Raw genomic sequence first — 11,904 nt, 5'->3', positions numbered from 1 at the left:
GCGGTGAGCTCGAGGACCGACGAGGCCCCTCGACCGGCCCCGGCGACCCAGCCGGGCGCCAGGACGTCGCCACTGCGGGTGGCCACGACGGCGTCGGGCAGCTCGGCACGCAGGGCCCTGGCGGCCTCGAGGTCCTCGACCACCCAGGAGCCCTTGAGCAGTCCGTCCAGGACCTGACCGAGACGTCCCGGCCCCGACTGCGCGGGACTGACGAGCCCGCGAGCAGCCAGTGCTCCGCCACCGGGGACCGACACACTCTCATCATCGGCATCGGCAGGAGCGCTCAGTGAGGGATCGTCGGCCAGCACCAGCCGCACTGCCCCGATGTCCTGGCTGCGGGCATGATCCAGCCCGACCAGGGCCACCTCGGCATCGGCGGCCAGGCCGGCCTCAGCGAGCACGCCCAGGAGGGCGGCGACGGCGTTCTCCCAGCCACGCTCGACGCTGAGGTGCTCCGCGAGCGGCCCGAGGAGACCATCAATACCGGCTTGCAGCAGCGCGGCCGTGCCGTCCTGGCCGCGCAGGGACATGGCCAGGGTGTCGCGCCTTGCGGCCCAGGTGGCCCGGTCGGAGGCGGCCTCTCTGCGGGCGTCGGTCGCGGCCGCGACAGCCTCACGGGCCTCGGCCAGGTGACGCGTGGCCTCGTCATGGGCGTCCGCGGCTCGGGCCGCCACATCGGCCGCCGCACTTACCTCGGCGGACGCCCGCGTTGGTGCTCCAGCGTCGTCCCGCCCACCACCGTTGGCCATCTCCGCCGGTGCGGTCACTCCCCCGGCCTCAGCCAGGGCGGTCCGGGCGCCGTCCTCACGAGCCTCAGCGGCCCGTAGCGCACTGCGCGCCTGCTCAAGAGCGGCCAGACTGGCCTCATGGCGGCTCCTGGCGGAGGCGACGCGCCCGCCAGCACGGGCGATGGTCTCACGTCGCTCTGAGACGCGACGCTGAGCGGCCGAGAGCTCCTGGTCCGCCGCCTTCTCGGCAGTTTCCGCGTCCGCGCGCGCTCGAGTGGCGTCACTGAGTGCGGTGCGGGCGGCCTCGACGGTGTCAGCGAGCTCGGCCTCCTCCCGGCCCGCGGCCTCTGCCCGACGCTCGAGCTCCTCAGGATCGGTGCCGTGGCTCGGGGCGGGGGCGGAGGCGAGGAGCCGGATCCGTTCGCCGGCCACGTCCGCGAGCGCACCGAGGGACTGGGCAGTACCGGTGAGCTCCTCCCAGATACTGCCGGCGCGGGCGAGGCGCTGGGCGGAGGTGGTCTCGATGGCGGCCAGCTCGCTCAGACGCGCCCTGGCAACGCGCTCGGCCTCCTCGACGGCGCTGCGGCGCCGTGCCAAGGCCTCCTTGTCCTCGTCGCCGGCCTCCAGGAGGGACTGGGCCTGGACGACGTCGTCGGCCAGGAGCCGGGCGGTGGCGTCACGAACCTCGACCTGGATGGTTCGGGCGCGCCGGGCGATGGCGGCCTGCCGGGCCAGGGGGCCGAGCTGGCGGCGCAGCTCCTGGGCTAGGTCGGAGACTCGGGCGAGGTCTGCGGCCATGGACTCGAGCTTGCGAAGGGCGCGCTCCTTGCGCTTGCGGTGCTTGAGGACGCCGGCGGCCTCCTCGATGAAGCCGCGACGGTCCTCCGGTGTGGCGCTCAGGACCGCGTCGAGCTGTCCCTGCCCGACGATGACGTGCATCTGGCGCCCAAGACCGGTGTCGCTGAGGAGCTCCTGGACGTCGAGGAGGCGGCAGGGGCTGCCGTTGATCCGGTACTCCGACCCGCCGCCGCGGAACAGGGTGCGCGAGATGGTGACCTCGGTGTAGTCGATCGGCAGGGCGCCGTCGGTATTGTCAATGGTCAGGGAGACCTCGGCACGCCCGAGGGCCGGACGGGAGCCGGCGCCGGCGAAGATGACGTCGGCCATGGAGCCGCCGCGCAGATTCTTGGCGCCCTGCTCCCCCATGACCCAGGTCAGGGCGTCGACGACATTGGACTTGCCGGACCCGTTGGGACCGACTACGGCGGTGATGCCGGGCTCCAGGCGGAGGGTGGTTGACGAGGCGAAGGACTTGAATCCCTTGATCGTCAACGTCTTGAGATGCACGGGTGCCACCCTAACAGCGCAGGCGGTTCTGACGGAGACAGAAACGACAAAGGGACTTGACACGACCGCGCTGGACAAGCAGACTTTCCATATCGCGACGGCCGGGTACGCAGCGCGTGCACCTGCTTCACCATCCCCACCCACCCCTCGTCCCCGAACCCCAAGGAGCCACGATGCTCGTACTGTCCGGCCTATCCAAACGCTTCGGGAGCCTGCAGGCCCTGGATGATCTCTCCCTGTCCCTGGACCGCGGTGAGATCGTCGGCTTCGTCGGCGCGAACGGAGCGGGCAAGTCCACCACGATGCGCATCGTCATGGGGGTGCTGGCCGCCGACTCCGGCGCCGTGACCTGGAAGGGCGCCCCCATGGACGCCTCCATCCGACGCACCATCGGCTACATGCCCGAGGAGCGCGGTCTCTACCCCCGGATGAAGGTGGCCGAGCAGCTCATCTATCTGGCCCGTCTCCACGGACTGTCCACCTCCGCCGCCAAGACGGCCGCGAACCAGTGGACCGAGCGCCTGGGCCTGGAGGAGCGCCGCGGCGACGAGGTGCAGAGCCTGTCGCTGGGCAACCAGCAGCGCGTCCAGCTGGCCGCCGCGCTGGTGAGCGACCCCGAGCTGCTCATTCTCGATGAGCCCTTCTCCGGCCTGGACCCGGTGGCCGTGGACGTCATGAGCCAGGTCATCCTGGAGCGGGCGGCCGCCGGGGTGCCCACTCTCTTCTCCTCCCACCAGCTCGACGTCGTCGAGCGCCTGTGTGACCGGGTGGTCATCATCCGCTCCGGCCGGCTCGTGGCCGACGGCACGGTTCCCGAGCTGCAGGCCACCGAGGCGCCCCGATGGCGGGTCGTCGTCGAGCAGGCCGCCGGGAGCGCACCGGTGGAGGCCGGCTCCTTGCAGAACCTGCCCGCCCCCACGATCGACCTCGATGACGCCGGCCGCCTGGTCATCACCGCGCAGGGAGCCGATGAGCAGGACCTGCTGAGTACCGCTCAGCGCCTGGGGACGGTGCGCGAGCTCGGCCCGGTGCGCCACCCGCTCACCGAGATCTTCCGGGACGTCCTCACCACTGCCGCCCGTGAGGGGACCGCAGACACGAACGAGAAGAAGGAGGCACGCCGATGAGCGACCGGACCACCCCTATCACTCGCCGTCAGGAGATCGCCCTGGTCACCGGCCGCGAGCTGCGGGCGCACCTGCTGAAGAAGTCGACCATCATCCTGACCCTGGTGCTGCTCATCGCCGCCATTGGCGGCATCGTCGGTATCAAGCTCTACACCTCGGGCCAGGACCAGGCCTACCGGGTCGGACTCAAGGGCGTGACGGTTGCCCAGGCCACCGGGTTGGACAAGGTGGCCGCCTCCAACGGGGAGACGATTGAGCTCGTTGACGTCTCCGCGCACCAGGCGAAGGACGTCCTGGCCGACGACGCCCCCGAGGGCACGCCGCACGTGGACATGGTTCTCGACGTCTCCGGCTCCGCCCCCACCATCACTGTGGAGAAGTCGGCTGACGACGCGGTCGTCTCTGGGGTCACGGCCTTCCTGCAGCAGGCGGCTCTGGGACAGCAGATCGCATCCTTGGGAGGCGATCCCGCCCAGGTGGCCTCGCAGCTCAGTGCCGCCAAGCCTGAGGTCACGGCGCTCCATGCCCCTCAGCGCGATTCCGCCGACTTCGGCTCGCGCTACGCGATCCTCATGACGATCGACATCCTGCTGCTGTTCGCCATCATGGGCGGCGGTCAGTTCATCGCCCAGGGAGTGGTGGAGGAGAAGTCGAGCCGGATCGTGGAGATCCTCCTGGCCTGCGTACGGCCCAGCTCACTGTTGGCCGGCAAGATCCTGGGGATCGGCATCACCTCGGTGCTGACCACGGGAGTCGTCGCCGTCGCCGGGGTCATCACCGCGAAGGCAACGGGAGTCATGCCGGACATCAGTCTCAACCTGGACGGCGTGCTCGTCGCGATGATCGTGTGGATGATCGTGGGCTACGCGATCTTCGCGGTCGCCTTCGGGGCCGCGGCCTCACTCGTGAGCCGGCAGGAGGACGTCAGCTCGGTGAGCATGCCCCTGGTCATGCTCTCGATGATCCCCTATGTCCTGAGCTTCATGATGGCCACTGGGGACACCAACAGCGTGACCTTCCGAGTGCTGTCCTACCTGCCGCCCTTCGCCCCCTTCATGATGCCGGCGCGCCTGGTGCTGGGGATCTCCTCCTGGACCGAGCAGCTGATCGCCCTGGGGATCGCACTCGTCTTCCTTCCGCTGCTGGTGCGCGTGGCGGCGGCGATCTACACCCGGGCCGTCACCCGCACCGGCGCCCGGGTCCCGCTCAAGGAGGTCCTCAGGAGGGCGGAGCGGGCCTGAGCACGGTCCTCATCCGCCTTCACCGACCACATACCGACGACGATGGTGCGCCTCCCCATGAAGGGAGGCGCACCATCGTCGTCTGATGGCAGCCGTCAAGCGCTCTGTGGGACGGGTTGCGAGTCAGTCGGCCAGCTCGGGGAACCAGATGGCGATCTCTCGGGCGGCGGACTCGTCGCTGTCCGAACCGTGGACGAGGTTGAGGATGGCGGGGGTTCCCCAGTCGCGTCCCAGGTCTCCGCGGATGGTGCCGGGGGCGGCCGTGGTGGGGTCGGTGGGCCCCATGAGGCTGCGCACGCCCTCGACGACACGCTGGCCCTCGACGACTGCGGCCACCACGTTGCCGGAGGTCATGTACTCCACGACACCGGGGTAGAAGGGCTTGTCCACGTGTTCGGCGTAGTGCTCGGCGAGGATCTCGTCGGTGGGGGCGAGGACCTTCAGGGCCGTCAGGGCGTACCCCTTGGCCTCGATACGACGCAGAATCTCGCCGGTGAGGCGGCGCTCGACGGCGTCGGGCTTGATGAGAACGAGGATGCGACCGGTCTGGGACGTGCTGGCCATCGGGACTCCTTGCTGGGTTGGCGGGTGAGGGACCGAGTGGACCATAACGGGTCCGGGCCCCCGCCTGCCACGGCAGAGCCGAGATCAGGCCTGCTCGACCACCTGGAGCCTGTCGGAGGAGCGGTCACGGGCGGCTTCGAGAGCGGCCTGAAGAATGAGCGCAGAGGACTGGGCTCCAGGGTCTCGGTGGCCGCAGGAGCGCTCCCCCAGGAAGGAGGCCCGACCGCGACGGGCCTGGAGGGGCTCGGTGTCCTGGGCGCCCTTGACAGCGGCTTGAGCGGCTGCGGCGAGGACGCCGACCTCGTCCTCCCCGATCTCGGCCGCCTCCTTGGCGGCCACCGCCGCAGGGCGCCAGGCGTCGGCCATGGTCTTGTCCCCGCTGTTGGCGTGTCCCCGGACCTCCAGCCCTGAGGTGGCCTCCTCCAGGGCGCGGGCCAGATCCCCTGGCCCCCAGGCAGCGGCCTCGCTGGAGCGGGCGGCCTTGAGGAAGGCCGTTCCCAGCAGCGGCCCGCCGGCACCGCCGACGGTGGCCATGAGGGTGGTGGCGACGAACTTGAGAACTCCTCCGGGATTCGCCGGCATGCCTCCGGCCTGCTGAGCCGCATTGAGCTTGGAGACCACTGCCTTCATGCCGCGGTCCAGGTTGTCCCCGTGGTCGGCGTCTCCGATGGCCCGGTCCAGTTCGGTCAGCTCTGTGCGGTTCTCAGCGATCAGCTCGGCGGCGCGACGGGTCCAGTCAAGGGCCCAGGCAGCGTCCAAAGACATGGTGTTTCCTTCTCGGGTCTTGGCAGGTGTTGATTCCGGGCCTGACCGCCATGCACCCGAGGGTGAAGGACGACCATGTGGCTGTGATCGGGCCCTGCACGGACCCGATGGGTCCCGGTGCATCCCGGGAACGCCCGTGGGAGGCACCGGAGCAGGCCGACGAGGTGCTCATCGCCCGCTCGCTTTTCCATCCTCTCACGCACCCGATGACCTCGCTCGTTGGGACAGGGAAGTAGCGTTTGACCAGCACGAACGAACACGTTTCCGAGGGTGGCGCGGTGGAGGCCGACGACGTGATACTTGTATGCACAGGTTCAGGTGCAACACCAGTCGCCCACCGACCGTCGCCAAGCCTCAGGAAGAGGAGCCGCCCCGTGGCCCAGGCCAAGTACAACCAGATCTTCCAGACCCTGCGCGGACGCATCGAGTCAGGTGCCTACGGCTTCCTCGAGCTGCTCCCCTCGGAGAACACGCTGGCCGAGGAGTTCAAGTGCACCCGCAACACGGTGCGCAAGGCACTCGCTCTGCTTGTGGCCCAGGGCTACGTCCAGACGATGCAGGGGCGGGGCATCCAGGTGATCTCCCGACCACGCGAGACCTCCACCTTCCTGGTCGGGGGGATCGAGTCGCTCCAGGAGGCCGCCGCGCGCAACCGGATCCCTCTGAGCACCCACATGATCTCCCTGGAGGAGGGTGTGGTCGACGCAGAGATGGCTATGGCCTCCGGCATGACCGAGGGGGCTGAGATCATCTCAGTCAAGCGGCTGCGCCTGCTGGACGACGTCCCCCTCATCGTGGACACCAGCTACTTCCTGACCTCGATGGTTCCTCAGCTGACCCAGCAGATCGTCGAGTCCTCGATCTACGCCTACCTGGAGGAGGTCCTCGGGGTGCGGGTGGCCAGCGCGACCCGGCGGATCACGGTGGAGCGGGCCACGGATGAGGACCGCCGGCTCATCCACCTGGAAGGAATGGACTGCGTCGTCGTCGTCTCCTCGGCGACCTTCGACTCGGCCGGGGCGCTCTTCGAGTACACGCGCTCGCGCCACTCCCCCGTGGACTTCGCCTTCCAGGACACCGCGCACCGGCTGCCGGCCGAGCGCTGAGCCGAAAGCACAGCCCCCGACAGAGCCTCGAGCTCCGAGCGCTCCGCGAGAACCCGCGCACAGGCCGGTGGCCCGACTGCATCTCAGGATGCTGCCGGGCCACCACTCCACTGACAGCGGCGGGACAGGCTCGTTGAGCACGTCGGCGTCAGTACGCCACCGTCCTACTTGGCGACAGGCTCGCGGTTGCCGAGGCGGACCTTCTTGACCGTGCGCTCCTTGTCGAAGTCGGCCTGCTTGAAACCGAAGAAGTAGGTACACAGGAAGGAGACCAGGAGGGCCGCGACCCCGGCGATCCAGAAGCCGGTGAAGGAGGCGTCCATCCCCTTGGGGTTGACGAAGGACGGGAAGCCGACGAAGCCTCCGGTGAAGCCCCACATATTGACGTTGAGCAGTCCAGTGAGCAGCCCGCCGACGGCACCGCCGATCGAGGCGGTGATGAAGATGCGACCGTACTTGAGGTTGAGGCCGTACATCGCCGGCTCGGTCACCCCGCAGAAGGCTGAGATCGTGGCAGGGGCAGCCATGCGCTTGATGCGAGCGTCACGCACCTTGACCCAGACGGCCAGGGCGCCACCGCCCTGGGCGATCATCGTGGCCGAGACGATGGCGTTGAGGTGGGAGTAACCGGGGTTGGCGAGCTCGGAGGAGATGATCGGGATGACCGCCCAGTGCAGGCCGAAGATGACCAGGCACTGGTAGAAGCCGCCGATGAGCAGACCCGCGAGCGTGTAGTTGAAGCCCAGCACCGCGTTGATGACGGTGGCGATCCCACCTGAGACGAGCATGACGACGGGACCGAAGACCAGCAGAATGAGGGCGGATACCACGAAGATCTCGATGAGCGGCCCGAAGATCGGTCGGATGACGGCCGGCAGCACCTTCTTGAGCCAGGGCTCGATCTTGGAGGCGAGCCAGGCCCCCACGATGATGGGGAAGATCGAGTAGGCGTAGGCGTTGCCGGCGGGCAGAGAGACCGGGATGCCGAAGAAGTCGGCATTGAAGACAGTGCGCCCCACGGTGATGACGTCGTCGGTGTTCTTGGACATGTCCACCACGGAGGGGTAGCAAAGCACTCCACCGATGATGGCCACGACGATGGGGTCGGCCCCCAGACGCTTGGCCGCGGTGAAGCCGACGATGATCGGCAGGAAGAAGAACATCGACGAGCTCATGGCGTCGATGAAGTGGAAGGTATTGGAGGCCTCGGTGACGACCTTGAACTGAACGAGCAGCGCCAGGAGACCCTTGAGGATTCCGGAGGCCGCCAGCATACCCACCACGGGGATCATCGATCCGGTGATGACACCGATGAGGGAGGAGAAGCCGAGCTTGACCCAGCCCCACAGGGTTGTGGGCCGCTCGACGACCTCGACGTCGGCGACCTGATCGTCGGCCCCCGCGTTCGGCAGCTGCGCGACGACGGCGTCGTAGACGTCGACGACGTCGGGGCCGATGACCACCTGGTACTGGCCGCCCGACTTGACCACGTCAATGACGCCGTCGAGGTCCGCCACAGCCTCGTCGTCAGCCAGGGACTCGTCCTTGAGGTAGAAGCGCACGCGAGTGATGCAGTGCAGGACGGAGCGGACGTTGTCAGAACCTCCGATACCGGCGACGATGTCGGCCGCGGTGGCGTCGAATCCGGTGAGGCCGTCAGTGCGTGCCCCATCGGCAGCATCGGCATCAACCTCGGTGCTCGCGGTATCTGCCGAAGCCGCAGCATCACCCTCAACCTTGAGCGAGGCGGTGGCGACGACGGCACCCGCGTCCGTCCTCCCCGTGGTGACGTTCAGGTCGGCCAGGTGAGTGATCGTGTTGGTCAGGACCACGATGGCGGTGGTTGCCTTGCCCGCGGCGCGGACGGCCCCAAGATCCATAGTGCCCAGGGACTGTCCGGCCTTGACGGTGTCGCCGACCTTGACGCTCAGGTCGAAGGGGGCGCCCTCGAGCTCGACGGTGTCGACGCCGAGGTGCAGCAGGACCTCCAGGCCCGACTCGCTCTTGAAGCCGATGGCGTGACCGGTGCCGGCGACCATGGTGACGGTGGCGTCGACCGGCGAGACGATCGCGCCGTCGTCGGCGGGCTCGATCCCGAGCCCGTCCCCCACGGCCTTGGAGGAGAAGACGGGGTCGGGGACGTCGGAGAGGTCGATGACCGTCCCCGCCATCGGAGCGGAGACGGGGACCACGTGGTCCTGATCTGGTTCGGACATGGAGGGTTCCTTTCGGAGCGCGATGGGTACGGCGGTATCGGGGAGGGCGGCTCGGCAGCTCTCCGGGGCGGGCAGAAGGCAGAAGGAAGAAAGGGGTCGAGGGCGGCCGACTCAGGCGAGCAGGGCGATGGCCTCGTAGGGACGCAGGTGAAGCGTCCCTGCCTCAAGACGGTCGGCGACGACGGGCAGCCCACCGGGGCTGCGCGAGAGGTCGTTGCCGTCGTAGTTGCCGATGAGGATGCGGGCGGTGGTGAACCCCTCGGGGACAGGGACCTCGGCGCCATGGTCACTGAAGCTGCACAGGACCAGCAGACGGCTGCCCTCGTGCTCGCGAATGTAGGCCAGGACGTCCTCGTGCTCCATGAGATAGGGAGCGTAGGTACCACGGGAGATAACGGGCAGCTCCTTACGCAGGGCGATGAGGCGCCGGTAGTAGGGCAGGATCCGCCCCTGCGCCTCCTCGCACTCGACATTGACGGCTCCCTGGTTGGTGGGCCGCAGCCAAGGCCTGCCGGTAGTGAATCCGGCGCCGGTGGGATCGGCGTTCCACTGCATGGGGGTGCGTGCGTTGTCGCGGGCCTTGGAGTGGACGACGGCGAAGGCCTCATGGGGCTCCATGCCGCCGGCCGTCAGCTCCTTGTAGGCATTGCGGGCCTCGACGTCGACGTAGTCCTCAATGGACAGGTAGGCAGGGTCGGTCATGCCGATCTCCTCACCCATGTAGACATAAGGAGTTCCGCGCAGCAGGTGGATGACAGTGGCCAACATGGTCGCGGACTCGACGTGGTAGTTCACGGGATCGGCGAAGCGGTCGATGGCGCGGGGCTGGTCATGGTTGTTCCAGAACAGGGCATTCCAGCCGCCACCGGCCTGCATACCCAGGGCCCACTCGTTGAGGATGCGCTTGAGAGCGGCGAAGTCGTAGGGGATGCGGGTCCACTTGGCGCCGTCGGCGTAGTCGACCTTGAGGTGATGGAAGCTGAAGACCATGCTCAGCTCACCATTGGCCGGGTTGGAGTAGCCGACACAGGCCTCGACGGTGGTTGAGGACATCTCGCCGACGGTCATCGCGTCGGGATCCTGACCGAAGCTGGCGGCCGAGAGCTCACGCAGGTAGTCATGGACAAGAGGGCCGTCGGTGTACATGTAGCGGTCATCGGTGTCGGCGGGCGCGTCCTCAAGCGGCAGGGTCTTGCCGATGACGTTGATGACGTCGAAGCGGAAGTCCTTGACGCCCTTGGAGCGCCAGAAGTTGACGACTCCAGCGGCCTGGGCACGCACGGCCGGGTTGTGCCAGTTGAGGTCCGCCTGGGTACGGTCGTAGAGGCACAGGTAGTACAGGCCGGTGTCACCGAAAGGCGCCCAGGCGGGGCCGCCGAACTTGGAGACCCAGTTGGTGGGCAGCGAGCCGTCCTCCTTGGGCGGCAGCAGGTAGAAGTAGTCCTGATAGGCGGGGTCTCCAGCCAGGGCCCGTTGGAACCACTCATGATCGGTGGAGACGTGGTTGAGAACCATGTCCAGCATGACGCCGATGCCGCGCTCCCCCAGGGCGGCGACAAGGTCCTCGAAGTCCTCCATGGTTCCCATGGCCGGGTCGATGGCGCAGTAGTCGGAGATGTCGTAACCATTGTCCCGGCCCGGCGAGGGGAAGAAGGGGTTGAACCAGACATGATCCACCCCCAGCGAGGCGATGTAGTCGACCTTCTCAATGATGCCGCGCAGGTCACCTACGCCGTCACCGGTGGAGTCACGGAAGGACTTGGGATAGATCTGGTAGACGACGCTGTCCGTCAATGACATGCGGGGCTCCTGTGGGAGGCGGGATGGAATCGGAGGACTCACCCCGAGCGACTTGTGCACACAAGTATGCACTTGTGTGCACAAGTCGTCGACACGTCCTTTTGTGTGATATGTCATGTGACTGGTTTCCGGAAGCGACGCCCCAAGTCTCTGGGCGTAGCACCCTCATCCCCGTTCTCTCCACAAGAAAGATGGTCTCCCGTGAGCAGCAGTGAGCCCGTTCGCCCGCCCCGCCCTCAACACCTCCCCGCCCGAGTCCGACGAGCCTTGCCAGCACTCCCACTCCTGTGCACCCTGACACTCAGCGCCTGCGGCATGAGTGGCACAACATCCTCCGAAGCCGCATCCGCCCCATCCGCTCAGGAGACACCCTCGGCCTCACACTCAGCAGCCGCCTCTCCATCCGGGGGCGGGCCGAAGCCGTCCGCAGCACAGACGCAGACCGCATCGGGATCCTCATCTCCGTCGACGCAGGCCACTGACGGCCCCAATCCCACACCGGCGAACACCGCCCCCGACCGCAGCACGCTCCTCAATGCCTCGCTGCCCCTGCCCTCAACCTGCACAGCCGGCGGCCCCGTTTCCTTCTCCGGCGGACAGGCCTCTTTGAGCTTCGGAGGATTCGCCAGGATCGAGGACCCCTCGGCCACCTACATCCTCGACGGCACTCCCACCACCGCCGTGGCACTGACCTGCAACGGCGGCGGATCGGCAGCCTTCCCCTCCCTGGCGTTCTACGACGACGAACTGAGCCTCGTCGCCTCCTACGACCTGTCGAGGATCGGTGGCGCAGAATCCCACGAGCCGGTTATCACGTCACTGGAACCCCGGGGCGACATCCTGCACGTGGAGTGGAGCAACGAGAAGCTCCCCACCGATACCACCGGAACGCACACCGGCTCAGGCACGGGCAGCGCCGACCTGAGCTGGAACGGGACGTCGTTCGACAAATCGAACACCACGGTCCACGATGCCCAGGGAAACCAGGTGGGCTAGAAAACCAGGACGGA

Annotated in this window: 9 protein-coding genes; 4 read left to right on the top strand and 5 right to left on the bottom strand. The window is 67.8% G+C overall.

All coding sequences use genetic code 11. The annotated features are described in order from the left end of the window. On the bottom strand, positions 1–2,075 hold a 2,075-nt coding region (locus RIV12_RS04560; protein WP_309322465.1), incomplete at its 3' end, for a chromosome segregation SMC family protein. Positions 2,076–2,248: 173 nt separating this feature from the next. Between RIV12_RS04560 and RIV12_RS04555 the strand changes: the two genes are divergently transcribed. After that, positions 2,249–3,202, top strand: a complete 954-nt coding sequence (locus RIV12_RS04555) for an ABC transporter ATP-binding protein (RefSeq protein ID WP_309322463.1) — start codon at positions 2,249–2,251, stop codon at positions 3,200–3,202. After that, positions 3,199–4,443, top strand: a complete 1,245-nt coding sequence (locus tag RIV12_RS04550; RefSeq protein ID WP_309322461.1) for an ABC transporter permease — start codon at positions 3,199–3,201, stop codon at positions 4,441–4,443. Before RIV12_RS04555 ends, RIV12_RS04550 begins: the two co-directional genes overlap by 4 nt. Positions 4,444–4,566: 123 nt before the next feature. On the opposite strand, the gene ndk is transcribed toward RIV12_RS04550, so the two are convergent. Together ndk and dhaL are read right to left on the bottom strand one after the other, a co-directional pair. After that, positions 4,567–5,007 (bottom strand): nucleoside-diphosphate kinase, encoded by a 441-nt coding sequence (gene ndk / locus RIV12_RS04545; RefSeq protein WP_075418617.1) that lies wholly within the window; start codon positions 5,005–5,007, stop codon positions 4,567–4,569. An 84-nt stretch (positions 5,008–5,091) separates the two neighbouring features. Further along, positions 5,092–5,772: a dihydroxyacetone kinase subunit DhaL gene (gene dhaL, locus RIV12_RS04540; protein ID WP_309322459.1), complete on the bottom strand. Its 681-nt coding sequence runs from the start codon at positions 5,770–5,772 to the stop codon at positions 5,092–5,094. 374 nt (positions 5,773–6,146) lie between these two features. On the opposite strand from dhaL, the gene RIV12_RS04535 reads away from it, so the two are divergent. Continuing rightward, positions 6,147–6,878: a UTRA domain-containing protein gene (locus RIV12_RS04535; RefSeq protein ID WP_075418620.1), complete on the top strand. Its 732-nt coding sequence runs from the start codon at positions 6,147–6,149 to the stop codon at positions 6,876–6,878. A 164-nt stretch (positions 6,879–7,042) separates the two neighbouring features. Here RIV12_RS04535 and RIV12_RS04530 read toward each other — a convergent pair whose 3' ends face one another. Further along, the gene (locus RIV12_RS04530) at positions 7,043–9,094 is read right to left on the bottom strand and encodes a PTS sugar transporter subunit IIABC (protein ID WP_309322456.1); all 2,052 of its coding nucleotides are present in this window, start codon (positions 9,092–9,094) and stop codon (positions 7,043–7,045) included. A gap of 111 nt (positions 9,095–9,205) precedes the next feature. Further along, positions 9,206–10,894 (bottom strand): alpha,alpha-phosphotrehalase, encoded by a 1,689-nt coding sequence (locus tag RIV12_RS04525; protein ID WP_309322454.1) that lies wholly within the window; start codon positions 10,892–10,894, stop codon positions 9,206–9,208. Positions 10,895–11,209: 315 nt separating this feature from the next. On the opposite strand from RIV12_RS04525, the gene RIV12_RS04520 reads away from it, so the two are divergent. Then, the gene (locus RIV12_RS04520; RefSeq protein WP_309322452.1) at positions 11,210–11,890 is read left to right on the top strand and encodes a hypothetical protein; all 681 of its coding nucleotides are present in this window, start codon (positions 11,210–11,212) and stop codon (positions 11,888–11,890) included. The last annotated feature ends 14 nt before the right edge of the window (positions 11,891–11,904 follow it).

The organism is Actinomyces stomatis (assembly GCF_031292835.1).
Taxonomy (GTDB): Bacteria; Actinomycetota; Actinomycetes; order Actinomycetales; family Actinomycetaceae; genus Actinomyces; species Actinomyces stomatis.
The sequence above is the reverse complement of the archived record's forward strand: the minus strand, read 5'-3'. Positions and strand labels throughout refer to the sequence as shown.

Excerpts from the sequence above, each read along its gene's own strand:
- RIV12_RS04555 (WP_309322463.1), top strand. The coding sequence starts at position 2,249 with ATGCTCGTACTGTCCGGCCTATCCAAACGCTTCGGGAGCCTGCAGGCC.
- RIV12_RS04550 (WP_309322461.1), top strand. The coding sequence starts at position 3,199 with ATGAGCGACCGGACCACCCCTATCACTCGCCGTCAGGAGATCGCCCTG.
- ndk (WP_075418617.1), bottom strand. The coding sequence starts at position 5,007 with ATGGCCAGCACGTCCCAGACCGGTCGCATCCTCGTTCTCATCAAGCCC.
- dhaL (WP_309322459.1), bottom strand. The coding sequence starts at position 5,772 with ATGTCTTTGGACGCTGCCTGGGCCCTTGACTGGACCCGTCGCGCCGCC.
- RIV12_RS04530 (WP_309322456.1), bottom strand. The coding sequence starts at position 9,094 with ATGTCCGAACCAGATCAGGACCACGTGGTCCCCGTCTCCGCTCCGATG.
- RIV12_RS04525 (WP_309322454.1), bottom strand. The coding sequence starts at position 10,894 with ATGTCATTGACGGACAGCGTCGTCTACCAGATCTATCCCAAGTCCTTC.
- RIV12_RS04520 (WP_309322452.1), top strand. The coding sequence starts at position 11,210 with ATGAGTGGCACAACATCCTCCGAAGCCGCATCCGCCCCATCCGCTCAG.